The organism is Jeotgalibacillus campisalis (assembly GCF_000829515.1).
Lineage (GTDB): Bacteria > Bacillota > Bacilli > Bacillales > Jeotgalibacillaceae > Jeotgalibacillus > Jeotgalibacillus campisalis.
Map to the genome: position 1 here is coordinate 1 of NZ_JXRR01000017.1, position 24,644 is coordinate 24,644.

Below are 24,644 nucleotides of genomic sequence, written 5' to 3' on the forward strand. Positions count from 1 at the left end.
TTGTAAAGTTGGAATTTATCAATCGAATTCCCTGCATTTCACGCTGCAAAGCGCTTATAGCAGAACTTGTCGCGCGCTCCCGTTAGTTTAAGTGGATTTTTTCACAATATTAATTTGCCTTTAGGCTATTTTATTTTTTAAACGGAAGCCTCGGACTTTCGTCTTTATATATGGAATAAGTCCATCCTCCATTTTCCATTGTTGAACATTTGTCATTATTGCAAGAAAAAAGATAGGTCTGCTCTTCAGTACGGACACTTACCTCAAAATAGTAAGGGAAGACTCCGCCTTTATTTTTATCAATACTTGTTTCAATAGCAATGATGTTGTCTTTTTCTACTATATTTTTATAATCTTCACTTTCAATTGTTTTTAGAACCATTTCACTTAAAATAACCTTTTCTTCTGAGGAAGGTTCATACCATTGTTCAACCACAAGCCATTTTCCTAATATATATAAATTTACACTTAAACTTATTATCAATAAAGCAAGCACAATCTTTTTCTTCATATATCCCCCATCCTTTATTTAAGTCTTTACTAACCTGCTCCTTTAGTTTAACATTAATTTCCTTTTAGCTGACAAAGAAAGAAGCACTCCTTACTGAAGGAATGCATCCTTTAGCTTAATAAACAGATGTTTCACTTCCCAATTTCACTTCCTTTAAAAAATACAATATTTAAAATGAAAGACCAGGCAAAAGCAGATATCAACCCAATCCAAAAAATAGCGAAGTTTGAAAACAAGTAACTATTTAAAATATAGTAATATGTTTGGTTTATAAACAAAGTTATTAAGAAGGTATAAAAGCCAACAATACAACCTTTTTCTCAATCATCTGTTTCCTTTTTAGTCATCTTTTTGAAAAATAACCCCATCCTATACCCTCATTTCTATATTGTTTCTTTTAATATAATCTGCTACTTTACTTTAACATTAATTTCCATTTAATTGATATAAAAAAAGGCGTTCCTTGTTAAAGAAACGCTCCCGTTACTTTAAGTACCTTTAGGGGTCCTGTATCAAAACGCTGAAAACATACGTTAAGCAAACTTCGTCATTTCTTCTCACTTCGAAATTAGAACGGTGTCGAATGAAATTTCTTTTTAAAAAGAAGTTTTTGAGTTCTTATTAAAGAATTTAATTTCTTAATTGAGTATTAACTATTAAAAGAAAGGATGAATGGAATGAAAAAGGGATTCAAATTAGGGATGAGTGTTTTGGCGTTGTCGATGGGGTTGTTCATTCCTTCTACTGCCTTAGGAAACACTGTAGTGCCGTTAGGTCCAGGAGAGTGGGATATATTAGGGACAAAATCAATTACATTAGGGAATGGAACGGTAACAATATATGATTCTAAACTTTGGTCAGGCGGTGGGATTATAGATTATATATAACCGGGGCGGATCCCTTGAATGTAATTTCAATAATGGTTTATGAAATGGATGGTGAAAGTAGTAGCTTTGTGGACGGTATTATTAAGAATGGAAACGGAAATGGCGAATTTAAATTTAGTACTCGAAATTTTACCGATGGAGACAATGGTAAAGCAGAATTAAAGTTTCAGATTTCTGGTTCATTACAGCCATCTGATAATATTATTGTTTCTTTTCAAGATTGATAAAGCTTAATTTTGAATATTTTTCGGAAGCACTTTAACTGAGAAATTATATTTAGAAAGCTCACTTTTATCTAAAACTTCTTTTGAAATTGTTTTAATTTCTTCTTCTTTTGTTGCGTCTCTATTTACTTTAGGGATATCAATTATAAACACCCAACCATTTTCTACGTTATATTGAATGGCTGTGCTTCCAAGAATTTTATAGTTATTGGCTGTTAACTTATCAGTGATTTGGTTAAAAACCTTTGATTTATTCATCTGTTCCATTTTAAGTTGAATTTCCTCTACTTCTTTAGAGCTTGTTAGTTGTTGTTGAGCAGTGGCATTATTATTTAATTGGTTTAAAAAATAAAATGTGCTAACTATCACTAATAAACTGATTAAACAAATAAAGATTAGTTTTTTTCTCATACTTAATCACTCCTCTAATACAATTTTTAAATAGGATATGTAAATTTTTATCAGGTATGCTATGATCAAGAAAAAGTGTATTAGGGGTTCCGGTATTAAAGCACGTAAAACACTCTTGTTGCACTAACCTGTCCGTTAGTTGAATTAGGGATGCTCTTATTGAACAATCGCTCACCGTTAATTGATTAAGAATTAAAAAGCCCCATCTCTTTCCATTGGTCAAAATACTTTTGATAACCCATTTCCTCAGCAGTCATAGTATATTGCATACCTTCCAATCTAAAAGTATGGATTCCTGACAAGGCTTCATAGGTCAGATCCCCTTCTAGATCCCCGAAAAGCGTTTCGAACGTATTCACGTCAACTGATGTTGTGTTTCCATTCTCGTAGGTTTCAAGAAGAATGAAATCAACCTCTCCCTGTCCTGCATCTCCCTTAAACATCAAACCTTTTTCATTTAATGACAAATACAATTGATTCATATTCATTACCTACTCTCCCTAAAAAGTCACTACCATATGGAACTAACCTGTCCGTTAGTTTAAGTGTAACTCTTCACATTCTCTATATTTAGTTTAACATAAATTTTTCCATTAATTTATAAAACTTCTATGTAGATATGTTTATATAAACATATACAAATTAATATAACCTTTAAAACCATTGCAAAAAGCACCTCGGATTGAGGTGCTTTCTCCATTCAATTTAATACACAATTTTTACTGCAAATTCACAAAAGTACTCGTCAACAAAACCCGTTACTATAAAGAGCACTTTTTATAAATGTCTACTTTATAGGGTACATCTATTTGTGTTGAGATTTTATTAGTGTAAATCAAAGCTTATAGTTGGTGGCAGCAGTCAAGCAATTACTGATTTTTAAAGCCCATACGGCCGTTAATCGTCTGACCCGGACTTTTTAATTGAAACATATTCGATCCATCGGAGTAATCAATCTTTAATTCTTTATCGTAAAAGACCATTTTAGGTTTTTCCACAAGAATTGGGAATTTGTTTGTTTCAATCGTTACATCCCCCTCTTCTGCTTCATCAACGTACCAAAGGACCGGTACACCATTCATCACACATCCTGTGCCTTCAGTATCGTATTTTAATTTTACATAGCCATTTTCATTTTTCATTTTTTCGCGAATTTTTTCAGCAGCTCGTTCCGTGATTTCAATTTTCATAGAAATATCCCTCCAGTTTCTTTAAGTATAACAGGCGAGTGCAGTGATTAAGAGTAACTTGCTTTTCAATCGATTTTCATTCATTATTTAGTTGAAAACGTTTCATAAATAATGGAGGTGCAACCAATTGGATAAAGTTCAAATTAAAGTAATGGATAATGGTTCATTAAAGGTTACAGGAGATGTGGAATTAATTGATGCAGATGGAAACCTTTTTCAAACAAAGAATGTGTTTTCGCTTTGCAGATGCGGCTTATCGCATAAGATGCCTTTTTGTGACGCTTCCCATAAAGGCAAATTTGAATCCTGTGTTCGTGCTGAGAAAATTTTAGATGAATAAATTTGCCAATTAGTTATTTTGAATGGAATCCCTTTTTGCCGACTGCCTCCACGATAGAAGGAAACAGCGTATGGATCTTCGCCAATCCATTCATCCATGCCGGTAAATTGATTTCCCTTTTATTAGTAAATATAGACTGTACCGTTTTAGATGCAACTTTTTCAGGATTAAGCATGTACCGTTTAACACTCTTCGCATATGTGCCGGATGAATCAGCCTGATCAAAAAAAGAGGTATCAATCGGACCGGGATTTATTACGGTGACAGCGATATTTTCCTCCGCTAATTCCATCCGCAAGCTGTTGGAAAAGCCGATCACTGCAAACTTAGTGGCAGAATAAATGCTCGACTTGGGAGTAGCGAGCTTCCCTGCCTGTGAAGCGATATTGATGATATGAGCTTTATTTCCTCTTTTCATAATAGGAATAACTGATTTTGTCAGGATAATCAGTGAAAGAACATTCACATTAAACATATCCTGCACTGTTTGTATGGAGGTTTGATCCAATCGTTCAAATAGACCAAAACCCGCATTATTTATTAATACATCGATTCCTTCCGCTTTCTCATTTACTGAATTAATAAGGCTTGGAATTTCGTGAACGTTTCTCAAATCGTATGGGTAAGCTAGAACTTCCCTTGCCCCAAGAATGCAGCATTCCTGTACAATCGCTTCCAGTCTGCTTTCGTTTCTTCCTACTAATAAAAGGATTGCACCCTGCTGTGCACATTTTTTGGCGATTTCGACTCCAAGCCCGCTTGAAGCACCCGTAATCATAATCTTTTTACCTTCCAATTTCCTGCTCATTTACTGGCTCCTTTATGTTCGTCAACGCACCGTAAAGAAAAGCATCTCCCCGGCGGTCTACTATTTCTATTTCCCCAAGAGACACTAGATAATCAATCTGCCCCATTGTTTCGGATAATGTTAATCCGAGCTGCTTTCGATAAACAGAGGGAAATAATTGCATACATATTTCAAACGCAGTTGATTCTTTTTGAGCAATAAGCTGTTTTACATACATTGCGCGCTCGTGCTGTTTTTTCAATCGATGTGATAGTAGATTTGAAGGATCTGACACCACAGGACCATGTCCGGGAAGCACAGCAGAAAGAGGCATATCTTGCAGTCTCTTTAAAGATTCATTGTATTGCAGCTGAGGCAGTGGTCTAGGTTCACCTGAACTGAACGGAGGCTCAATTAGAGGGTTAGAAGATACGTTTGAAAGCAGCATATCTCCTCCAATTAACAGCCCGTCGTTTTCTCTGAATAAAGAGATATGACCCTGAGAATGCCCTGGTGTCTCGATGACTTTCCACTTGGAGGCACCCTGGAGAATATCTCCTTCTGAAACCGCTTGATCAATCCCTCTATTTCCCAGCGCCTGCAGTGGCTCCTTCATTTTTTCAATCAGGACAAAATAAGATTCAGGCAGTCCCATGGATGAAAAAAATGTTTTATAAAATACGTCGTGATCTTTTATAAATTCATCGTCTCGGACTAAAAATCTTTCCCCCTCTTTCGATCCAATAACTGCTGCGTGAGGAAATCGTTCAATTAAACCGGCATGATCGGGGTGATGATGAGTCAGCACAACTTGATCGATTCTCTCAGGGACTAGTCCGATTGCTGAAAGTTGACTTTCAAGCGCTTCCCAAGCTTCGTTTGTTTTTGGGCCTGTATCTACTAAAGTCATTCTCTCACCCTTTATAACATATACATGAACATCTCCCACAGCAAACGGAGTAGGGATGGTTAATTGTGCTATATCTCTATACCAGACTGTCATTATTAATGCCTCCCAATTTAATGAATAGTCATTCACTTCTCTTCTAGTGTAGCTCTAATTTTAATAAAAGTCATCTTGTTCTTAATAGTGCTTGACAGAAAGTCAGAAGGTGCGCATAATCACTTATAATCAATCCATCTCCTAATGCAATGATAAGGACCAGTAGATAATGCTGATACGAAAGAGATCGGAGTTCAGCGGCTGAAAGACTCCGACGTGCCTCACATTATTGAACCTGCCTTTGAGCGACAGGAAAACCTGTCCGTTCTCCCTCGTTACGGGTGAAGAAGAGTGCCGGATTATTCATGTTCGGCAAATTAAGGTGGTACCACGGAAGCAGCCCTTTCGTCCTTTTACACAGGATGAACGGGCTTTTTTGTATTCAGGAAAGCGATAAGCCTAAAAACACTTTATGTCCTGACTCATTTCTTGTTTGACCTTCCGCTATAGCAGTCCAAGCAGTAATTAGAAAGCTCTGTTAGAAGGTTTAAACTGGATCATTCAATGTAAAGCAAAAAATTAAATCGTTAAAAAAGGAGGAATTGGAATGAAAGTTGTTTTCCTCGGAGCTGGGTCCATGGCAGAAGCACTTATACAGGGAATGGTTCAAGCTCCAAAACTAAAGGACATGGATTTGTGGGTAACGAATCGGTCTGATTTTGATCGACTTCAGAAGATAAAGGATTCTTATCAGATAAATATCAGCTATGATTTAGGAACGATGCTTAATGGAACTGAGATCATTGTTCTTGCAATGAAACCGAAAGATGCCAAAGCTGCTCTTGAGACTATCCGTCATTATGTTACCCCGGATCAGCTGATTATATCTGTTCTTGCAGGCTTGTCATCTGAGTTTATTGCAGAGCGTCTAAAGTTTAATATGCCCATTGCAAGAGCCATGCCAAATACATCTGCTTCGATTCAGCAATCCGCAACAGGATTGGCCTTTAATGAATTCGTTTCTGAAAGACAGCAAGGGTTAGCTTTTTCTATTTTTTCTGCTGTTGGAACTGTGACGATTGTAGACGAAAGCAGACTTGATCTGGTGACTGGCTTATCAGGCAGCGGACCCGCTTATATCTATTATGTAGTTGAAGCGATGGAACAGGCTGCCGTTGAACTGGGTCTTACACCTGAGGAAGCAAAACCATTTATCCTTCAAACGCTTGAAGGTGCCTCTAAAATGCTGACATTAACGAATCAATCCCCATCTAACCTTAGAAAAGCAATTACCAGTGAAGGCGGGACGACAGAAGCTGGAATTAAACAACTTGAAAAACATCATGTCAAAGAAGCATTTAAAGACTGTATTAAAGAAGCCACCGAGCATTCAGGCAGGCTGCGTACTTTATTTGAACAGTCTGATTAAGCATTAGCATTTGCTTGTTGGCCTTAAATTCTATTACGCTTATTAAAAAAAAAGGAAGAGGTCGCGATGATAATTCTACTAAGCCTCATTACTCTTTTCTGGTTTTTAGTTGCGATTGATACATTCAGGGGATTGGCAAATCTGAGTGACCTGGCATCTGAGCCCCCGACGGTCTCAGCAGGAATGGTCAGCATAATCATTGCCGCAAGAAATGAAGAGGATACCATCGAAAAAAGCATCCGTACGCAGCTTGGGCAAACCTATCAGCCTGTTGAATGGATTTTAGTGAATGACCGGTCAACAGATGAAACCGGCAAAATAATGGAAAAGCTGGCTCGGCATGATTCAAGAATTCATGTTCTTCATGTTCATAAGCTTCCTGAAGGCTGGCTTGGTAAAAATCATGCTCTTCATATTGGAGCGCTTAAATCCACGGGGAATCTGCTTATTTTTACGGATGCAGACGTACATTACGAACCGGACTTGCTTGCGAAGGCAGTTGCTTATTTTACAAGAAACTCTCTTCATCATTTAACTATTTCACCCAATCTGAAGGCAGAAGGCATCTTATTAAAAGGGTTTATTTCTTTTTTCTTATTCGGTTTCTCCTATTTCAAACGGCCATGGTCCGCAAATCAGGATCATAAAAAAACCGGAATGGGCATTGGTGCTTTTAACATGCTTAGCAGGACAGCCTATCAGAAAATAAACGGCCATAAAAAAATCAGAATGCGTCCAGATGATGATTTGCAGCTGGGGATGCTTGTAAAGAATAACGGGTTGAAACAACGTCTAGTTACAGGTCTTTCTCTTCTGCATGTAGAATGGTACCCCTCTTTGAAAGAAGCAATTAAGGGGCTTGAGAAAAATACATTTGCCGGTCTTCACTATAGCTATCTGCTTGCTGCGGCGGCTGTAGCTGGTGTATTTGTTTCACAGCTTTTACCTTTCCTCACTTTATTTCATAGCGACGCATCTGTGAGAGGGATGAGTGCTCTTTCAGTCGTATTGCTGGCTTTAATCAGCATTGCTATTATAAAAAAACTGACGTTGTTTTCTCCCTGGATCGTTGCCCTGTTCCCCCTATCTGTCCTGTTGTTTCTTTATGCTATTGGGAGAGCCGTCTTTCTTACATTGCAGCGCGGCGGGATTAAATGGAGAGGCACTACCTATCCACTTAAAGAAATTAAAAAACAGCTTAGAAAGAGCTGATCTTTTGGTTCTCATGAAACGGCTTGTTATACTATTTAGGAACTCTAAACAGTCCAGGAGGCAGATTAATGACAACCGCTTTATTTTCCCCTTATACAATCAAAGATGTAACATTAAAAAATCGAATCGTCATGGCGCCAATGTGTATGTATTCGAGCCATAACAAAGATGGAAAAGTAGAAAACTGGCATAAAATTCACTATAGCACCAGAGCGGTAGGACAAGTAGGCCTGATCATGCTCGAAGCTTCGGCCGTTACGCCACAAGGAAGAATTTCAAATGAAGACCTCGGCATTTGGCATGATGACCATGTTGCCGGGCTTAAAGAACTTGTATCTCTTATTAGTCAAAACGGCTCAAAAACGGCCATTCAAATTGCCCATGCCGGCAGAAAGTCGATGGCAGACGGAGACAGTATCGCACCAAGCAGTATTCCGTTTAATGACCAGATGAAAACTCCTTTAGAAATGTCCATTGAAGATATTCAGGAGACTATTGAAGCCTTTAAGCAAGCAGCAAGAAGAGCTGATGAAGCAGGTTTTGATATTATTGAACTACACGCTGCACACGGGTATCTGATTAATGAATTCTTGTCTCCCCTATCCAATCAAAGAAAAGACCAGTACGGGGGCTCTCAAGAAAATCAATACTTATTTTTAAAAGAAATCATTCATGCGGTGAAAGAAGTGTGGAGCGGACCTCTTTTCGTTCGCGTTTCAGCCAGTGACTGGGACGATCGCGGTCTCGCTGCTGAAGATTATATACCTTACGCCAAATGGATGAAAGAACAAGGTGTAGATTTAATTGACGTCAGTTCAGGAGCAGTCGTACCTGCAAGAATACAGGTTTACCCAGGCTATCAGGTTAAAATGGCCGAAACAATACGGACTGGGGCACAAATTCCTGTCGGTGCCGTTGGATTAATTACAAGCGGGATTCAAGCTGAGGAAATTTTAAAAAATGAGAGAGCAGATCTGATTTTTCTTGCCCGGGAATTGCTGCGGGATCCATACTGGCCCAGATCAGCTGCTAAAGAGTTAAAAACCGAAATAGAGTCACCGGTACAATATGAACGTGGCTGGAATAATTAAAAAAGCACCTGGAGCAGCATCGTTTGCCGCTTCAGGTGTTTTCTCGTGTAATAATGCCGGTTTCACTAAAATCATTGGCGAGATGGCTGTTTGGAAAAATGTCTCTTGCTTCAGCTATTAAAGATTCACCATCTTCTTCAATATAACGGGAACTTATATGTGTTATCCACAGTTCTTTCGCCTCTGCTTCCTTCGCTACCGAAGCTGCGTGCGCAGTAGTTGAATGAAAATACTCATGCGCCATTTCCTCACTCCCGCGTTCAAATGTGGCTTCGTGAACTAACAGATTCGCATTTTTTGCAAGCTGTATGGAACGGGAGCACAAGCGTGTATCTCCAAGTATCGTTACGATTCGCCCTTTCTTATCCTCACCCAAAAAGTCCGTTCCATTAATCTTGCTTCCGTTCCATTCAATCGTCTGCTTTTCTTTCAGTTTTTTATAGATCGGGCCGGGCTGAATGCCAAGCTCTTTTAATTGTTCAACCAGCAATTCTCCAGGCTGATCTTTTTCTACTATGCGGTAGCCAAAGGATTCAATTCCATGATCAAGTTTCCCTACTTCAATATGGGTCTCTTCACCTTCTATGATCATGCCATCATGCACTTCAACTATTTTAACTTGATATCTAAGATAAGTAGAGCTGACCTGCAGAGATGTTTCAATGAACGTCTTGATTCCTTTTGGCCCATATACCGTAACAGCCTCTTCCCCTCCCTGAAACGATCGGCTTGAAAGCAAGCCTGGCAAACCGAATAAGTGATCCCCATGAAGATGGGTAATAAAAATTTTTTCAATACGTCTCGGTTTTATGGTCGTATGTAAAATTTGGTGCTGTGTGGCTTCCCCGCAATCAAAGAGCCAAATTGATCCTTTTTTATTCAATCTTTTAAGCGCAATAGCAGAAACATTTCGATGCTTTGCAGGCACTCCTGCTCCAGTTCCTAAAAATAATACTTGCATGCTGCACCTCCATTTGAGCAATATCATATCATAATTACTATTTTAGTGTGAAAAAGATCTTTTTGTTTACATAATAAAATTATACATTAATCTTAACTTGTTGCAAGCTATCCATTTAGGATGAATTCATCTGCCATGTTGCAAAACGGTTGCATATACGTGAATGCATCTATACAATTTAGATATTGTATTTAGCAGTACTTCTTTAGCTGAAATTAGTATGACTACTATAAAAGTGAGGTCCTTAAACGTGACACAAGAAAAAACACAACCCACATTGATTATGATTTTTGGTGCAACTGGCGACCTTGCAAAAAGAAAACTGTTTCCTTCACTCTATCAGCTCTATTTAAAAGGAAGCCTTTCAACTAATTTTGCAATGCTGGGGGTCGGACGAAGAGAATGGTCACATGACCGCTTTAAAGAACATGTTAGAGAATCACTTGAAGCATCGTCTCATTCAAAAGAGCACATTGAGACTTTCATCGAGCATAGTTTTTATCAGTCCCATGATGTTTCAGACTCTGACTCTTACATACAACTTAAAACCCTGGCAGATCAGCTTGATGAAACTTTTTCGTTAAAAGGAAACCGTATCTTTTACCTTGCCATGGCGCCTGAATTTTTCGGGACCATAACAGATCATTTGAAGCAGGATGGCCTGACTGATACAGACGGATTCTGCCGCTTGGTTATTGAAAAACCATTTGGGCATGATCTGCCTTCTGCATCTGCTTTAAATAAACAAATTCGTCAATCATTTTCTGAGGAACAAATCTACAGGATTGACCACTATTTAGGCAAAGAAATGGTACAGAACATAGAAGTCATCCGATTTGCGAATGCGATTTTCGAACCGTTGTGGAATAATCGTTTTATTTCAAATATACAGATCACATCGTCTGAAACGCTTGGTGTTGAAGAGCGCGGCAGATACTATGAAACAAGTGGAGCTTTAAGAGATATGGTGCAAAATCATATGCTTCAAATGGTAGCACTTCTTGCCATGGAGCCTCCTATAAATTTAAGCACAGATGAAATCAGAAGTGAAAAAGTTCGAGTGCTTCGTGCTATGCGTCCTGTAGAAGGCAAAGAAGTGGATGAGTATTTCGTTCGCGGTCAGTATGGCAGCGGAAAGGTCAACAATGAACCTGTTGACGGCTACCGTGACGGAGAGAACGTAGATTCTCAGTCCAATACTGAAACCTTTGTTGCAGGCAAAGTCTTGATTGATAATTTCAGGTGGGCGGGTGTTCCATTTTTTATTCGAACAGGCAAAAGAATGGCCGTCAAGTCCACAAAAATTGTCGTTCAATTTAAAGATATCCCAATGAATCTTTATTACAATAAGGAACATTCACTGGACCCTAATCTGCTAGTGATTCATATTCAACCTGATGAAGGAGTAACGCTGCATTTAAATGCTAAAAAAACGAGTGAAGGTGTTAATACGAAGCCTGTAAAACTTAGTTATTCTGCCAGCAGCATAGATGGCATTAATACACCTGAAGCATATGAAAAGCTGCTTTATGACTGCATTGTGGGGGACGCTACGAATTTTACACATTGGGATGAAGTAAGAAAATCATGGAGTTATGTTGACAAGATTTCTGATCACTGGGAGTCGACAAAAGAAGAGTCCTTCCCGAATTATGCACCTGGTTCAATGGGACCGGAAAGAAGCTTCAAATTACTCTCTGACGATGGTTTTGAATGGTGGGCTGTCGGAGAACTGGATAATAAGAAATAAGGAAAAACCAAGACTTAAACAACTATCCGTTGTCAGTCTTGGTTTTTTTATATCTTATTAAAGTACTGAACTATTTAGGATCCCCCATTTTTCTGGACCATTGAATCATCGGCCATTGCAGCAGCACTCTTCCCCATAGCAGCAGAGGCATTGGCTTTAATCCTCGTTTCAATGGTTTATTTTGAATCGCCATGTAGACATTTGCCGGCCAAACAGCGATTAAAAGCCATGTCAGCATTTTACTGGCAAGCTCGGTTCCCCTGTTAATTACCAGAAAAATACCGATCAGAATTTCTGCTATGCCCGACACAATTACAAGCATTTTTTTAAATGGAAAAAAAGGCGGAACGATCCTCATAAACATTTTTGGTTTTTTAAAATGCATAATCCCCGCAAATGCCATAAATGCACCGAATACCCTTGAAAAGAATCCCATGTCCATATCCCCCTTGTAAAAAAACCTCTTTCTTGTGAAAGAGGCTTGATCTTCTATTATTCCATCCACTCCGTATGGAAAGTACCTTCTTTATCAACTCGCTGATACGTGTGTGCACCAAAATAATCACGTTGTGCCTGGATTAAGTTTGCAGGAAGTGTAGCTGTACGGTAGCTGTCATAATAAGCAAGTGCCGTAGAAAATCCTGGAACCGGAACTCCGTTTTGAACAGCAAGAGAGATCACTTCACGCAGTGCAGACTGATAAGATTCAACAATCTCTTTAAAATATTCATCCAGCATCAAATTAGCCAATCCCGGTTCACGGTCATAAGCTTCTTTGATTTTTTGAAGGAATTGCGCACGAATAATGCAGCCTCCTCTGAAAATCATCGCAATATCACCAAATTTAAGATCCCAGTTGTATTCCTCTGATGCTGCTTTCATTTGAGCAAAGCCTTGAGCATATGAAGCGATTTTAGACATGTAAAGTGCACGGCGGATCGCTTCAATCACTTCTGTTTTCTCTTTTTGCGGAGCCACTGGTGCAGGACCGTTAAGCACTTTGCTCGCATGAACCCGCTCTTCTTTTATCGCAGAAATAAAACGGGCAAAAACAGATTCAGTAATAATAGGCAGAGGCGTCCCAAGATCCAAAGCGCTCTGGCTTGTCCATTTTCCTGTACCTTTTTGGCCTGCTTTATCCAAAATAACATCTACCATCGGTTTGCCGGTTTCTTCATCTTTTTTCTTGAAAATATCCGCTGTGATTTCGATTAAATAACTGTCCAGCTCACCCTTGTTCCAATCGGCAAAAACCTCATGCAGATCTTCCGCGGTAAGTCCGAGTACATTTTTCATTAAAAAGTAGGATTCGGCAATCAGCTGCATATCAGCATATTCAATGCCATTATGCACCATTTTCACGTAATGTCCCGCTCCATCTGGTCCAATATAAATGCTGCAGGCTTCACCATTTACTTTTGCAGAAATCTGTTCGAATATAGGAGCTACCAAATCATAGGCCTCTTTCTGTCCTCCAGGCATGATAGATGGTCCTGTTAATGCTCCTTCTTCTCCGCCTGATACTCCAGTTCCAATGAAGTGAACACCGTGTTCGCTTAGTTCCTGGTTGCGTCGGATTGTATCTTTATAGAACGTGTTTCCACCGTCTATTAAAATATCACCTTTATCCAGCAATGGTAATAAGCTGTTAATGGTGGCATCCGTTGCAGCTCCTGCTTTTACCATTAAAAGAATTTTTCTGGGAGATTCTAAAGAGTCGACAAATTCCTCAAGGCTGTATGTACCATAAATTTGTTTTCCTTGAGATTCTGAAATCATATCATCCACTTTAGAAGATGAACGGTTGTAAACAGCTACTGAAAATCCTCTGCTTTCAATATTCCAGGCAAGATTTTTCCCCATTACTGCAAGGCCTACTACACCGATTTGTTGTTTTGACATGTTTAACGTCCTTTCTTTTGCAGATTGTAGTACGTGCTTAAATAAAACATCCAATTAATCAATCCTTATTGTAACACTATTTAAGCTAAAGGCGAAAAAAATGCTTTCAATCATGATCCTTTAAAAAGTCTTTACTGAAACTCGTTTCTGCTGCAGGAAATCGAGTCTCTCTTTTAAATTCAATGCCCCGGTTTAACTTGCCGGAGCCATATCGTTTATTGATTTCTTCAAGTACTTTATCTACCGGTTCATGTTTAGCATCTTCTTCATAGGAAAACAAATCAAGTTGTTTTACAGCCTGTTTTCGTTCCACAAGCTCCTGACCTGTTACACCAAGCAAACGGATCGAACTGCCATCCCAATGAGCTAAAAACAGGGATTTTGCAGCTGCCAGCAGGTCATCTTCATGATTAATCGGGCTTTTTAATGTACAGCTTCTTGTAATCGTTTTTCGATCTTTAAATCGAATCATGATGGAAAGGCTGTAACACAGCATTCCTTTAGCTTTCAGCCGCTGACTCACCTTTTGAGAGAGTTTAAATAAAACAGCTATCAGTTCGGACTGGTTAGACACATCTTTTGGCAATGTTGTAGAATTCCCAACACTTTTAAAATCATAAATACTTTCAGGGTCCACTTTCCTCTCATCAAACCCATTTGCCCGGTCTTTCAATCTTTTCCCGTTTATGCCGAGAAGGGCTTTAAGCTGAATCTCCTCTCCCTGGGCTAGATCTCCAATCGTCTTAACTCCTATATTGTAAAGCTTTTGAGCTGTTTTTTCTCCAATTCCGTGCATTTCCCTGACATCTAAAGGCCACATAATGAGCGGAACATCTCTTTTTCTCAAAACCGTAATACCCATGGGTTTTTTCATATCTGAAGCCATTTTAGCAAGAAATTTACTGGGTGCTACGCCAATGCTGCATGGCAGATCAAGCTCGCGCAAAATACGGTCCTGAATGGTTTGAATCAACTCGATCGGTTCATGGTCTGCTAATTCGGTTATATCTACATACCCTTCATCTATAGATACAGGCTCTACGAGTGTTGTAAAGGAGCGGAGGATGTCAAACATTGCTTTAGACGCTTCCCGATAACGGTCAAAATTCGGCCGCTGAACGATCAGGGAAGGGCAGAGTTTCTTAGCTTCCCATAATGGCATCGTTGTTTTAACACCAAAAGATCGTGCTTCATAGCTGCACGTAACCACGATTCCTTTTCTTTCTTCAGGGTTGCCCGCTATGGCCAGGGGCTTTCCTTTTAATGATGGATCATGCGCTGCTTCCACCGATGCGTAAAAGCTGTTCATATCAACATGCAAAATGATTCTGCCCCTTTTTTTCATACCGCACCCCCCTACGCTTATTGTACAACAACTGCAGTTAATCACATATTTTGAAGAATCCTTTGCATCATTCTCTCCCCTGCTTGGGACCAGATTCCTTTTACATATGTCTTCAAAGTATGAAAATAGTAAAGGACAAAAAAGAATGTTATCACGAAAAGTCTAGGTTCGTGATAACATTCTATTAATTTTTTGATGCCGTCCATGCTGCTCACATAATCAGTTCTTACTTTAGTGCATTTATTTAACAAAAGGAACCTTCTGTTAAAGCGCCGCATTCGTTTCTGTTTTTAACTTGTCGATATAGGTGACAACTTCCTTCATTCCTTCAAGGCTGTTTGCCATTTTAGCTGGATCCACTAAAGTAATTAAACGATTTTCTACTTGAGCAATCCCAGTTATATAGTTTGCTTTTGAATAAGCGATCAGACCCATTTCTTTTATAGAAGAATCAGATAGACTGAGGATCTCACGCGCTTCCTTTACACGCAGGGCCAGTATAAGATTATCCGTTTTTAAGACAAGAATATTCGCATGATTCATTTCATTTCCTGTACGCTGTCCCAAGATTTTTTCATAATCAAGAACCGGCAGCAAATCTCCCCGCACATTGGTAATTCCGAGCATATAATCAGGTAAATGCGGGATCGGTGATATAGCTTCATTCTTTTCAATTGAAAGAACAGATTCAATCTTGACCGCATATTCTTCGCTGCCACTGGTAAAAATCACATATTTTTGACTGTTATCCATGTAAGAACTTCCCTTCATTTCCAATAGATAAGTCTAATGTACCATATATCGATTGAGGGAAGTAGATTTTTTTACTTAACGATTGGCAACTTCCTTTACAATTGAAACAAGAAGTTCCGTCAATTTATTAAGTTCTTTAATAGGCATTTTTTCATTTTTCGTGTGGATCTCTTCGTATCCAACAGCCAGATTTACTGTTGGCACTCCCATTCCGGCAATTACATTCGCATCACTTCCGCCTCCACTAGTGAGCAACGCCGATTTTCTGCCAATTGCCTCTACGGCTGATAAAGCGATTTGTACAACCTCATCCTGCTCTTCGAACTTAAATCCTGGATACATTACTTCTATTTCAATCTCAGCCGTGCCGCCCATCTCATTTGCCGCGTTTTCAAACGCTTCTTTCATTGCCGCTGCTTGAGCTTCCATCTTTTCAGGAATGAGTGAGCGTGCCTCTGCTAAAATATCTACTCTGTCACATACAATATTTGTCGCGCTGCCTCCTTCGAATCGTCCGATATTAGCTGTTGTTTCTTCATCAATTCGGCCAAGCGGCATAGCAGCAATGGCTTTTGATGCAATGGTGATAGCAGAAACACCCTTCTCAGGTGCAACACCAGCATGAGCTGTTTTTCCATGGATGACGGCTCTTATTTTAGCCTGTGTGGGAGCAGCAACGATTATGCCCCCCACTTCTCCGTCACTGTCAACAGCAAAACCGTATTTCGCTTTTACATAGTCAGGATTAAGTGCCTTTGCACCGACAAGTCCTGATTCTTCTCCAGCTGTAATGATAAATTGAATGGTGCCGTGCTCGACTTGCTCTTCTTTCAGTTGATGAACTAATTCGATCATTGCCGCAATGCCTGCTTTATCATCCGCACCAAGGATCGTTGTTCCGTCTGAATGAACGTATCCCTCTTTAACAATTGGTTTTATTCCTTTACCTGGTGTGACCGTATCCATATGCGAAGTAAAATAGATCGGATCTGCTCCATCTTTTGTTCCTTCAAGCGTGCAAATTAAATTGTTGGCTCCATGCCCAGTTTCATCCATGCTGCTGTCTTCTTCAACATGTACGCCCAGTGAACTGAATTTGTTTTTTAGTACTTCCGCTATTTCAGCTTCATACTTCGTTTCTGAATCCACTTGAACCAGCTCTAAAAATTCTTCTAATAATCTTTTTTCGTTAATCATCAAAATTACCTCCAATTATGTATTCACGGTGTTTAGTATACCGTGAAATGATACGATTCACAAAACCTTGCCCTTAAAGAGGGATATTGCCATGCTTCTTTTTGGGACGGTCTTCTTTTTTGTTTCTGAGCATATCAAGAGACTGTATCAATTTAATTCTGGTTTCCCGTGGATCAATGACATCATCGACCATTCCTCTAGCAGCAGCCACAAAAGGATTGGCGAATTTTTCACGATATTCTTCAATCTTCTTTGCTCTTGTCGCTTCTGGGTTTTCGCTTTGAGCAATTTCTTTGGCAAAAATGATATTCGCTGCTCCCTGTGGACCCATTACCGCTATTTCAGCATTAGGCCATGCAAATACAAGATCTGCGCCAATTGATTTACTATTTAATGCAACATACGCACCGCCATATGCTTTGCGCAGGATAACTGTCAATTTTGGCACTGTTGCTTCCGAGTAAGCATATAAAATTTTTGCTCCGTGTCTAATAATGCCGCCATGCTCCTGTTTAATTCCCGGAAAAAAGCCGGTTACATCTTCAAAGGTTATTAGAGGGATATTAAATGAATCGCAAAAACGAATGAATCTTGATGCTTTATCACTGGAATCTATGTCTAATCCTCCTGCCATAACCTTAGGCTGATTGCAGACAAGTCCGACTACATCCCCTTTAATCCGTGCCAGTCCAACGACAATATTACGGGCAAATTCTTTTTGTACTTCCATAAATGAATCCTCATCCATAACTTGTTCAATTACCTTTCGAACATCGTAAGGTCTGATGGGATCAAATGGAATGGAATCTGCAAGATCAGGTCTGTCGTCTGATGAGGATGTCACTTCCCCTTTAGGCGGTTTTTCATCATTGGATAGAGGAAGGTAACTCAACAGTTTTCTTACCTGCTCTAGTGTTTCCTGTTCTGTTCCGGCTCTGAAATGAGCATTTCCACTAATGGAGTTATGTATTTTCGATCCTCCAAGATCTTCTGATGAAATTTTCTCACCCGTTACAGTCTCAATTACTTTTGGACCTGTAATAAACATTTGACTAGTCTTATCAACCATAAAAACAAAATCGGTAATCGCTGGAGAATAAACGGCACCACCTGCACATGGACCCATAATGACAGAAATTTGAGGCACTACCCCAGAATAAACAGCATTCCGGTAAAATATATGCCCATATCCATCAAGCGATACGACTCCTTCTTGAATACGGGCACCGCCGGAATCATTAAGCCCAATAAAAGGAGCACCGTTTTTTGCAGCAAGATCCATCACATTGGCAATTTTTTCAGCATGCATCTCACCTAAAGCTCCACCGAAGACAGTAAAATCCTGTGAAAATAAATAGATCGGTCTGCCGTTTACTTTCGCATAACCTGTCACGACCCCGTCTCCATGTCCTTTAAGTCCACCCATGCCAAAATCCGCTGAACGATGCTCGATAAATGGATTTAGCTCCATAAAGGATCCTTCGTCTACTAAAAGATCAATTCGTTCTCTGGCTGTAAGTTTTCCTTTCTCATGCTGACGCGCAATTCGCTCATCTCCACCGCCCAATTCTATTTCTCTTCTGCGGTCATACAGCTCATTAATTTTCTCAAACATATCACTCATGATGAGACTCTCCTTTTTCTCTTGCATGCTCACATAACTCATAGAGAACACCATGCGCCTGTTTTGGATGCAGAAAAGCTACGTCAGCTCCTCCTGCTCCTTTCTTTGGCTTATCTGTAAGGAAAGTAAGACCTTTATCTTTTAGCTGCTTCATTCTTGTTTCAATTCCTTCCTCTTCAAAAGCAATATGGTGAATACCTTCTCCCTTTTTTAACAGAAATTTTGCAATAGGTGACTCATCTGATAAAGGCTCTAGCAGTTCAAGTTTAACGTTGCCTGCATCTATAAATGCCACTTTAACTCCCTGTTCTTTAATAACTTCTTCTTTTAATAAAGTAAGCGTTAACATTTCGGTGTAAAATGGAAGTGATGCTTCTATTGACCGGACAGCAATTCCAATATGGTCCACTTTTTTCATTTTAAAACCCCCTGCCTTTGTCTTCATCTCTTATTGTAACGATATCTCTATCTATTGACTAGCTACTTGCGATTTTCTCACAGGAAAGATAAAATAGAATCACAATGCCTGTATACAAGGAGAGAGCGTATTGCGTAATCGTAAATTCAGAAAAATTGTTGTATATTTAATGATATTTGCCATGCTGGCTTCCACTTTAGCCATCGGATTGTCAATGGTTCTATAAGATTCAGCTCAAACAGCCTTCCTGTTCATACCAGGAAGGCTGTTTTTTACTGAGCAGAGGAAATAAGGTAATCACAAATTGCGTTTGTCACTTCTCTAGTAGAGTAGGCGCCCCCGACATCAGCCGTTTTAATGCCCTGTTTTGTCACTTCTTCAATCGCTTCTATTATGCGTTTAGAAGCATTTAAATGACCTAGATGATCGAGCATGAGTGCTGCAGTCCATATTTGTCCTATAGGGTTTGCCTTCTCCTGCCCTGCGATATCAGGAGCTGAACCATGAACCGGTTCAAACATGGATGGAAATCTGCCATCCGGGTTTAAATTGGCTGAAGGAGCGATACCAATACTCCCCATCACTGCTCCTGCTAGATCCGTTAATATATCTCCGAATAAATTAGATGCCACAATAACATCAAAATTTTGAGGTTTTGTAACAATAAAAGCAGCCAGTGCATCAATATGGATTGATTCTGTTTTAACGTCTGGATAATCTTTGGCTACTTCTTGAAATACACGATCCCAAAACGGCATGCTATGTACAATTCCATTTGATTTGGTGGCGCTTGTAACCTTTGATTCTCTTTTTCTCGCAAGGTCAAAAGCAAAGCGCATGGCCCGTTCAGTTGCTTGTCTGGTGAAAATGGCATTTTGCACTGCTATTTCATTGACTCCATTGTGAATGACACCACCAGATTCACTGTATTCGCCTTCACTATTTTCACGCACCACTATAAAATCAAACTTGCGAGGTGAGTGTAAAGGGGATTGAATCCCATTGATTACCCGCGCAGGTCTGATATTGAGTGAAAGCGATAGCTCCCGTCTAATCTTAATCAGCATCCCCCACAATGAGATATGGTCAGGTATTAGGGCCGGGTTTCCCACAGCCCCCAAAAATACAGCATCAAAACCTTTCAATGTATCGATCGCATGCTCAGGCATCATCTCTCCCGTTTCAATATAGTGATCTGATCCCCAGTTAAAGTCAACCAGTTCTATTTTCAGATCCTCTTCTACCGTTGCGAGCGTTTGCAGCACTTCTTTAGCAGAAGCCATGACTTCCACCCCTATTCCATCTCCCGGCAAGCATGCAATTTTAATTTTTGCCAATACAATTCCTCCTTTTTATCTGAAATCGTCTGGAAATACTGTGAGATTGATATCAAATATGATTGGTAGATAAAAATAAACAGCAATCGTAATAATGATGACGCAGGCAATATTTACCCAGAATCCATTTTTAACCATTTCGATAATTTTCAGCTTTCCAGTGGCAAAGATAATCGCATTCGGCGGTGTACCAACCGGCAGCATAAATGCGCAATTTGCAGCCATCGCAGCAGGCACCATTAAAGCATATGGATGCACATTAATGGCTACTGCCAATGAAGCTAAAACCGGTAAAATCATTGTTGCTGTTGCAGTATTAGAAGTGATTTCTGTTAGGAAAAGGACGAGTGCTGCTGTGATGACAATCATCAGAATAAAATTTACTCCCTCAAGAACCGTCAGCTGTTCACCAATCCAGTTTGCAAGTCCTGTTTCCCTAAATCCTGCTGCAATAGCCAAACCGCCTCCAAATAAAAGTAAGATTCCCCACGGTATGTCTTTTGCTACAGTCCAGTCAAGGAGTTTCTTGCCGCCTGATTTAGCAGGAATTAAGAATAATAGTATTCCGGCCGTAATGGCAATCATTGTGTCATTAATGCCTGGAATCACAAAAAAGTTTTCATTTTCCCATAAAAAGGAGCGGGTTATCCACATAAAAGCAGCAAAAGCAAAGATAATTGCTACCATTTTTTCCTCATAAGACGTTCTGCCGAGTTTCTTTTTCTCCGCCTGTATCAACTCTTTTCCTCCAGGCAGCTGCTTAAGTTGGATCGGGTGGGCTACCCTGGTTAAATAAAGCCAGGTAAAAAACAGCAGAATAATTACGATAGGGGCAGCAAATAAAAGCCACATGGCAAATGAAATCTGAATTCCGTAAAGTTCACTTACAATACCTGCCAAGAGAAGGTTTGGCGGGGTCCCAATAAGCGTTCCGAGACCGCCAATTGTACCTGCATAACCAACAGCAAATAATAATGCTTTTGAGAATTTCTCTTCTTCTAAAGAATAGTCTTTATCAGTGTTTTTTAAGCTTTGAGATACTTGATAGGTTATGGCAGTCGCAATGGGCACCATCATCATGACAGCAGCTGTATTTGAAACCCACATGGATAAAAATCCTGTAGCAATCATAAAGCCTAAGATGATATTAGAGGTCGAGGTGCCAACTATTGAAATAATGTTCAGGGCAATTCTCTTGTGAAGACTCCATCGTTCCATCGCTAAAGCGATCATAAAACCTCCCAAAAATAAAAAGACGATTGGATCACCATAGCTTGCGGTTACAGCAGAGCCTTCCAGCGCTCCGGTTACCGGGAGAAGAACAATAGGAAGCAAAGAAGCTGCCGGTATTGGGATAGCTTCAGTAATCCACCATGTAGCCACCCATAATGTTGTCGCAAGGACCATCACGCCTCCTCGGGACAGTGTTTCCGGCTGAAAAAAGAGAATGGTTATCAGAAAGAGAAGCGGACCAAGGATTAACCCGGTCCGTTGAGGAGTAGTATAACTAGGACCTTGTCCGGATGAATGATCATCTGCTTTTTTCGATTCTGATTTTTCTGGGTCTTCATTCATTTCTTTTCGTCCATCAAATGAAAAAAATAAAAGATTCTTTGTTTTTCTATGTGCCCGCCAAAGTGAAGCTGAAAAATTCTGATAAGACATAAAATCCCCCCTTTGTTTTTAAAGCGCTTACAATTATAATGAATTTAAAACTGTCGACTGTCGACAGGTATATGTAAAAGAATACAAAGCAAATCCCGATCCGTCAAATGAATTTTAAAAATTGTGACAATATTATTATTTTCTTATAAAAGGTTAGTTGACCAAATTTATCCCCTATAACAGGAGGAGATTTAGAATGAACAATCCGATAAAGAAACATAGAGCGATTCATGAACAGGTGCATGAGCTTATCAAAGAAAGGATTATCCAGGGGGACTATCAGCCCAATCAGCGTCTGTATGAAGCGCACTTAGCAAAAGAGTTATCCGTCAGCAGAAGCCCGGTAAGAGAAGCAATCAGGATTCTCGAACAAGAAGGTCTTATTAATCAAGATAAACAATCCAGGCTCTATGTTTACTCTCCCGGCCCTGTAGATGTGGAACAAATTTACCAATGCCGGGAAGTGCTCGAATCACTTGCCGCCTCCCTCAGCGCAGACAACGCGACAAAAAAACAGCTGGATGAAATACTGGCTACTGCGGTCGCCTCACATGATTACATCATGGCGGATCGTAATGAAGACAAGCACCGGTTAATCGAACTGAACAGTTTATTTCATGATTTAATTATCCGTTCAAGTCAAAATAGACGCCTCTTAAAACAGCTTGATAATTTGAGAACGCTCACCTTTATTTATCGCAGGATGAATATTCATGATGAAAATCGAAGAAGAGAAATAGCAGAACAGCATGTTAGAATCGCTGAGTTTCTTGTGAATAGAGAGGGTGATCAGGCCTCCTCGCTGATGAGAGAGCATATAGCCAGTGACAAACGTTTTTTAATGACAATTCTTAAAAGCCAAAAAAACAGTTTGAATGAATAAATCACCCAAACTGTTTTTTTCCTTTTTGGGATGGAAGTCCTCTAAAAGACTGTTTTAGTTGCAGGTATTCTTCCATTTCCCTTATAAATTGATATAACGCAGCTCTTGTTTCAAATTCTTCCCTATTTTTAGGCATGTCCATATCCTCAAAAAGAATTTTCATATCATATAATTTTTTTAAATATAAGATCGCTGTATTCCCCGGATGAATATGTTCACTTAAGTCCTCTACAAATTCGGCAATCATTTTCCGCTGCTCTACAGAAGAAGAAAGGGAAGAAATAAGCGGAAGCATACGCACGATCAATTCAAATTGTTTTTGCCTCATTGAAAAATAAAGATAATAATGACTTTCATTTCTTAAAAAATGGTTTTCTACATCTTGAAAGGCAAGTGTTTTTGCTTCCTTTATCAGCTGATCTGTTAAAGTGATCTCTTGACCGTTCCAGGCTGCATTTTCATCTTTTAAATAGGCAGCGATCTGCACAAAAATCGCATGAAAGTTGGATTCAATTTTTTCCTGAAATTTAACCAGCTTCGCATCCACGCTTGGCATGTACAAATTCATGATCAAAGCGACGCCAATTCCAATAACAATTAATAAAAACTCATTCAAAAGAGATGCAAATGTTACTTGACCGTCCATGAATATATGCACGATAATTACACTGCTTGTAACAATCCCTTCTTTTACATTCAGTGACACTGTAACAGGTATGAAAAAAAGAATCATCAATCCTATGACAATCGGATGGTAACCGATCACTTCAAAAAAAACGATGGAAAAAACCATTGCGAGCATACATGCAACAAACCGGCTCCATGAAGCGTCTACTGACTTCCTTTTTGTATTTTGAATACAAAGAATCGCGATAATTCCAGCGGATGCAAAATTATCGAGATTTATAAAATCTGCTATCATAATGGCAATCGCTGTGCCTATTGCTGTTTTTAATGTACGGTAACCGATTCGAAACATATTTTCCTTCCCCTCAAATATGGAATGATGATGGCCAACGGATTGCTATTATGAAGAGACGTTCGTTTAAAGGACTTTTTGCAAAAAAGCTCTCGCCCTTTCACTCGATGGGGCAGAGAAAAAACTGGCAGGCTCGCCTTCTTCAATCAATTTCCCCTCATCCATAAAAATCACCCGGTCAGCTACTTCTCGGGCAAAGCCCATCTCATGCGTCACGATGATCATCGTAATTCCGGTGTCAGACAAGGATTTTATTACATCGAGCACCTCTTTTATCATTTCAGGATCCAAAGCAGACGTAGGTTCATCAAATAGAAGAAGTGAAGGTTCCATGGCAAGGGCTCTTGCTATAGCAACCCGCTGTTTTTGACCGCCTGACAGGCGGTTTGGGTAATCCCCCGCTTTTTCTTTTAAACCTACTTTCGTTAAAAGGTCATTGGCTAACCGCTCTGTTTCTATTTTTTTAAGCTTTTTTACTTTTTTGGGCGCGTAGGCTACATTTTCCAGTACCGTCATATGAGGAAATAAATGAAAGTGCTGAAATACCATCCCCACGTTTGCCCTAAGCTTTAGTGGATTAAACCCTTTTCCCGTAATATCGAATTCCTTAATTTGAATAGACCCTGACGAGGGAGCTTCAAGCAAATTCAAGCATCTTAATAGTGTCGATTTACCTGAGCCGGACGGACCGATCACGGCAACAACTTCTCCTTCATTCACAGTGGTATGTATGTTGGATAGTACGTTTTGTTCTCCGAAATTCTTGTTTAACCCTTCTATCTTAATCATATACTAATTCCTTTCC

At 39.6% G+C, this 24,644-nt stretch carries 27 protein-coding genes and 1 other annotated feature; of the genes, 9 read left to right on the forward strand and 18 right to left on the reverse strand.

Annotated elements, in window-relative coordinates:
* Positions 1-130: 130 nt before the first annotated feature.
* A complete protein-coding gene (locus KR50_RS12290) occupies positions 131-511 on the reverse strand; it encodes a hypothetical protein (protein ID WP_041059010.1) in 381 nt (126 codons plus the stop codon).
* Positions 512-1,188: 677 nt separating this feature from the next.
* Here KR50_RS12290 and KR50_RS12295 point away from each other — a divergent pair.
* Entirely contained in the window at positions 1,189-1,398 is a 210-nt protein-coding gene (locus tag KR50_RS12295; RefSeq protein ID WP_041059013.1) for a hypothetical protein, read from the forward strand.
* Positions 1,399-1,412: 14 nt separating this feature from the next.
* Positions 1,413-1,622: a hypothetical protein gene (locus tag KR50_RS12300; RefSeq protein WP_041059024.1), complete on the forward strand. Its 210-nt coding sequence runs from the start codon at positions 1,413-1,415 to the stop codon at positions 1,620-1,622.
* 6 nt (positions 1,623-1,628) lie between these two features.
* Here the strand turns inward: KR50_RS12300 and KR50_RS12305 are convergent, their stop codons facing one another.
* The 3 genes from KR50_RS12305 to KR50_RS12315 all read right to left on the reverse strand — a co-directional run bounded on the left by KR50_RS12305 (position 1,629) and on the right by KR50_RS12315 (position 3,223).
* Positions 1,629-2,033: a hypothetical protein gene (locus KR50_RS12305; RefSeq protein WP_041059027.1), complete on the reverse strand. Its 405-nt coding sequence runs from the start codon at positions 2,031-2,033 to the stop codon at positions 1,629-1,631.
* A 185-nt stretch (positions 2,034-2,218) separates the two neighbouring features.
* The gene (locus tag KR50_RS12310) at positions 2,219-2,521 is read right to left on the reverse strand and encodes a hypothetical protein (RefSeq protein WP_232304281.1); all 303 of its coding nucleotides are present in this window, start codon (positions 2,519-2,521) and stop codon (positions 2,219-2,221) included.
* Positions 2,522-2,902: 381 nt separating this feature from the next.
* On the reverse strand, positions 2,903-3,223 hold the full coding sequence (locus tag KR50_RS12315; RefSeq protein WP_041059030.1) for an iron-sulfur cluster biosynthesis family protein: 321 nt from the start codon (positions 3,221-3,223) through the stop codon (positions 2,903-2,905).
* A 127-nt stretch (positions 3,224-3,350) separates the two neighbouring features.
* On the opposite strand from KR50_RS12315, the gene KR50_RS12320 reads away from it, so the two are divergent.
* Complete coding sequence (locus tag KR50_RS12320; protein WP_041059033.1) at positions 3,351-3,563, forward strand: CDGSH iron-sulfur domain-containing protein; 213 nt, start codon at positions 3,351-3,353, stop codon at positions 3,561-3,563.
* Between the two features lie 13 nt (positions 3,564-3,576).
* On the opposite strand, the gene KR50_RS12325 is transcribed toward KR50_RS12320, so the two are convergent.
* Both KR50_RS12325 and KR50_RS12330 read right to left on the reverse strand, forming a co-directional pair.
* Positions 3,577-4,371 (reverse strand): SDR family NAD(P)-dependent oxidoreductase, encoded by a 795-nt coding sequence (locus KR50_RS12325; protein ID WP_041059044.1) that lies wholly within the window; start codon positions 4,369-4,371, stop codon positions 3,577-3,579.
* Entirely contained in the window at positions 4,349-5,353 is a 1,005-nt protein-coding gene (locus KR50_RS12330; protein WP_041059048.1) for an MBL fold metallo-hydrolase, read from the reverse strand. Before KR50_RS12330 ends, KR50_RS12325 begins: the two co-directional genes overlap by 23 nt.
* A 140-nt stretch (positions 5,354-5,493) precedes the next feature.
* Positions 5,494-5,709 (forward strand) — a binding site (T-box leader).
* A 191-nt stretch (positions 5,710-5,900) separates the two neighbouring features.
* Between KR50_RS12330 and proC the strand changes: the two genes are divergently transcribed.
* The 3 genes from proC to namA all read left to right on the forward strand — a co-directional run bounded on the left by proC (position 5,901) and on the right by namA (position 9,025).
* Complete coding sequence (gene proC / locus KR50_RS12335; RefSeq protein ID WP_041059059.1) at positions 5,901-6,722, forward strand: pyrroline-5-carboxylate reductase; 822 nt, start codon at positions 5,901-5,903, stop codon at positions 6,720-6,722.
* 66 nt (positions 6,723-6,788) lie between these two features.
* Positions 6,789-7,934 carry a glycosyltransferase gene (locus KR50_RS12340; RefSeq protein WP_041059062.1) on the forward strand — a complete coding sequence of 382 codons (1,146 nt, stop codon included), beginning with the start codon at positions 6,789-6,791 and terminating at the stop codon, positions 7,932-7,934.
* A gap of 68 nt (positions 7,935-8,002) precedes the next feature.
* Positions 8,003-9,025, forward strand: coding sequence for an NADPH dehydrogenase NamA (gene namA, locus KR50_RS12345; protein WP_041059067.1), 1,023 nt, complete (start codon positions 8,003-8,005; stop codon positions 9,023-9,025).
* Between the two features lie 31 nt (positions 9,026-9,056).
* Here namA and rnz read toward each other — a convergent pair whose 3' ends face one another.
* Entirely contained in the window at positions 9,057-9,986 is a 930-nt protein-coding gene (gene rnz / locus KR50_RS12350; RefSeq protein ID WP_041059068.1) for a ribonuclease Z, read from the reverse strand.
* 283 nt (positions 9,987-10,269) lie between these two features.
* Here rnz and zwf point away from each other — a divergent pair, with 283 nt between their 5' ends.
* Positions 10,270-11,736, forward strand: a complete 1,467-nt coding sequence (gene zwf / locus KR50_RS12355; RefSeq protein WP_041060270.1) for a glucose-6-phosphate dehydrogenase — start codon at positions 10,270-10,272, stop codon at positions 11,734-11,736.
* Between the two features lie 70 nt (positions 11,737-11,806).
* On the opposite strand, the gene KR50_RS12360 is transcribed toward zwf, so the two are convergent.
* The 7 genes from KR50_RS12360 to mce form a co-directional block, all read right to left on the reverse strand.
* Positions 11,807-12,172 (reverse strand): DoxX family protein, encoded by a 366-nt coding sequence (locus KR50_RS12360; RefSeq protein ID WP_041059069.1) that lies wholly within the window; start codon positions 12,170-12,172, stop codon positions 11,807-11,809.
* A 56-nt stretch (positions 12,173-12,228) separates the two neighbouring features.
* Complete coding sequence (gene gndA, locus KR50_RS12365) at positions 12,229-13,638, reverse strand: NADP-dependent phosphogluconate dehydrogenase (RefSeq protein ID WP_041059071.1); 1,410 nt, start codon at positions 13,636-13,638, stop codon at positions 12,229-12,231.
* A gap of 106 nt (positions 13,639-13,744) precedes the next feature.
* Positions 13,745-14,983 (reverse strand): DNA polymerase IV, encoded by a 1,239-nt coding sequence (locus KR50_RS12370; RefSeq protein ID WP_041059073.1) that lies wholly within the window; start codon positions 14,981-14,983, stop codon positions 13,745-13,747.
* Between the two features lie 264 nt (positions 14,984-15,247).
* A complete protein-coding gene (locus KR50_RS12380) occupies positions 15,248-15,736 on the reverse strand; it encodes a chemotaxis protein CheW (RefSeq protein WP_041059081.1) in 489 nt (162 codons plus the stop codon).
* A 75-nt stretch (positions 15,737-15,811) separates the two neighbouring features.
* Complete coding sequence (locus KR50_RS12385) at positions 15,812-16,933, reverse strand: M20/M25/M40 family metallo-hydrolase (protein ID WP_041059083.1); 1,122 nt, start codon at positions 16,931-16,933, stop codon at positions 15,812-15,814.
* A gap of 73 nt (positions 16,934-17,006) precedes the next feature.
* Positions 17,007-18,557, reverse strand: a complete 1,551-nt coding sequence (locus tag KR50_RS12390; protein ID WP_041059085.1) for an acyl-CoA carboxylase subunit beta — start codon at positions 18,555-18,557, stop codon at positions 17,007-17,009.
* Complete coding sequence (mce, locus tag KR50_RS12395) at positions 18,550-18,975, reverse strand: methylmalonyl-CoA epimerase (RefSeq protein ID WP_041059087.1); 426 nt, start codon at positions 18,973-18,975, stop codon at positions 18,550-18,552. The genes KR50_RS12390 and mce overlap by 8 nt, the downstream gene beginning before the upstream one ends.
* A gap of 130 nt (positions 18,976-19,105) precedes the next feature.
* Between mce and prli42 the strand changes: the two genes are divergently transcribed.
* Complete coding sequence (gene prli42 / locus KR50_RS18525; RefSeq protein ID WP_156969523.1) at positions 19,106-19,201, forward strand: stressosome-associated protein Prli42; 96 nt, start codon at positions 19,106-19,108, stop codon at positions 19,199-19,201.
* A 46-nt stretch (positions 19,202-19,247) separates the two neighbouring features.
* Here the strand turns inward: prli42 and KR50_RS12400 are convergent, their stop codons facing one another.
* Both KR50_RS12400 and KR50_RS12405 read right to left on the reverse strand, forming a co-directional pair.
* Complete coding sequence (locus tag KR50_RS12400; RefSeq protein WP_041059088.1) at positions 19,248-20,312, reverse strand: tartrate dehydrogenase; 1,065 nt, start codon at positions 20,310-20,312, stop codon at positions 19,248-19,250.
* Positions 20,313-20,327: 15 nt separating this feature from the next.
* Positions 20,328-21,977, reverse strand: coding sequence for an SLC13 family permease (locus KR50_RS12405; RefSeq protein WP_041059092.1), 1,650 nt, complete (start codon positions 21,975-21,977; stop codon positions 20,328-20,330).
* 196 nt (positions 21,978-22,173) lie between these two features.
* Here KR50_RS12405 and KR50_RS12410 point away from each other — a divergent pair, with 196 nt between their 5' ends.
* Positions 22,174-22,860 (forward strand): GntR family transcriptional regulator, encoded by a 687-nt coding sequence (locus KR50_RS12410; RefSeq protein WP_041059094.1) that lies wholly within the window; start codon positions 22,174-22,176, stop codon positions 22,858-22,860.
* 1 nt (position 22,861) lies between these two features.
* Here KR50_RS12410 and KR50_RS12415 read toward each other — a convergent pair whose 3' ends face one another.
* Positions 22,862-23,839: an aromatic acid exporter family protein gene (locus KR50_RS12415; protein WP_041059096.1), complete on the reverse strand. Its 978-nt coding sequence runs from the start codon at positions 23,837-23,839 to the stop codon at positions 22,862-22,864.
* A 66-nt stretch (positions 23,840-23,905) separates the two neighbouring features.
* Entirely contained in the window at positions 23,906-24,628 is a 723-nt protein-coding gene (locus tag KR50_RS12420; RefSeq protein ID WP_041059098.1) for an amino acid ABC transporter ATP-binding protein, read from the reverse strand.
* Positions 24,629-24,644 lie beyond the last annotated feature (16 nt).

Bases quoted from the DNA above. Each gene is read 5' to 3' on its own strand.
- rnz (WP_041059068.1), bottom strand. From the start codon at position 9,986: ATGCAAGTATTATTTTTAGGAACTGGAGCAGGAGTGCCTGCAAAGCAT.
- KR50_RS12405 (WP_041059092.1), bottom strand. From the start codon at position 21,977: ATGTCTTATCAGAATTTTTCAGCTTCACTTTGGCGGGCACATAGAAAA.
- KR50_RS12380 (WP_041059081.1), bottom strand. From the start codon at position 15,736: ATGGATAACAGTCAAAAATATGTGATTTTTACCAGTGGCAGCGAAGAA.
- proC (WP_041059059.1), top strand. From the start codon at position 5,901: ATGAAAGTTGTTTTCCTCGGAGCTGGGTCCATGGCAGAAGCACTTATA.
- KR50_RS12310 (WP_232304281.1), bottom strand. From the start codon at position 2,521: ATGAATATGAATCAATTGTATTTGTCATTAAATGAAAAAGGTTTGATG.
- KR50_RS12315 (WP_041059030.1), bottom strand. From the start codon at position 3,223: ATGAAAATTGAAATCACGGAACGAGCTGCTGAAAAAATTCGCGAAAAA.
- KR50_RS12325 (WP_041059044.1), bottom strand. From the start codon at position 4,371: ATGAGCAGGAAATTGGAAGGTAAAAAGATTATGATTACGGGTGCTTCA.
- gndA (WP_041059071.1), bottom strand. From the start codon at position 13,638: ATGTCAAAACAACAAATCGGTGTAGTAGGCCTTGCAGTAATGGGGAAA.
- KR50_RS12330 (WP_041059048.1), bottom strand. From the start codon at position 5,353: ATGACAGTCTGGTATAGAGATATAGCACAATTAACCATCCCTACTCCG.
- KR50_RS12340 (WP_041059062.1), top strand. From the start codon at position 6,789: ATGATAATTCTACTAAGCCTCATTACTCTTTTCTGGTTTTTAGTTGCG.
- zwf (WP_041060270.1), top strand. From the start codon at position 10,270: ATGATTTTTGGTGCAACTGGCGACCTTGCAAAAAGAAAACTGTTTCCT.
- KR50_RS12360 (WP_041059069.1), bottom strand. From the start codon at position 12,172: ATGGGATTCTTTTCAAGGGTATTCGGTGCATTTATGGCATTTGCGGGG.
- KR50_RS12370 (WP_041059073.1), bottom strand. From the start codon at position 14,983: ATGAAAAAAAGGGGCAGAATCATTTTGCATGTTGATATGAACAGCTTT.
- KR50_RS12390 (WP_041059085.1), bottom strand. From the start codon at position 18,557: ATGAGTGATATGTTTGAGAAAATTAATGAGCTGTATGACCGCAGAAGA.
- namA (WP_041059067.1), top strand. From the start codon at position 8,003: ATGACAACCGCTTTATTTTCCCCTTATACAATCAAAGATGTAACATTA.
- KR50_RS12295 (WP_041059013.1), top strand. From the start codon at position 1,189: ATGAAAAAGGGATTCAAATTAGGGATGAGTGTTTTGGCGTTGTCGATG.
- KR50_RS12410 (WP_041059094.1), top strand. From the start codon at position 22,174: ATGAACAATCCGATAAAGAAACATAGAGCGATTCATGAACAGGTGCAT.
- mce (WP_041059087.1), bottom strand. From the start codon at position 18,975: ATGAAAAAAGTGGACCATATTGGAATTGCTGTCCGGTCAATAGAAGCA.
- KR50_RS12290 (WP_041059010.1), bottom strand. From the start codon at position 511: ATGAAGAAAAAGATTGTGCTTGCTTTATTGATAATAAGTTTAAGTGTA.
- KR50_RS12305 (WP_041059027.1), bottom strand. From the start codon at position 2,033: ATGAGAAAAAAACTAATCTTTATTTGTTTAATCAGTTTATTAGTGATA.
- KR50_RS12385 (WP_041059083.1), bottom strand. From the start codon at position 16,933: ATGATTAACGAAAAAAGATTATTAGAAGAATTTTTAGAGCTGGTTCAA.
- KR50_RS12420 (WP_041059098.1), bottom strand. From the start codon at position 24,628: ATGATTAAGATAGAAGGGTTAAACAAGAATTTCGGAGAACAAAACGTA.
- KR50_RS12415 (WP_041059096.1), bottom strand. From the start codon at position 23,839: ATGTTTCGAATCGGTTACCGTACATTAAAAACAGCAATAGGCACAGCG.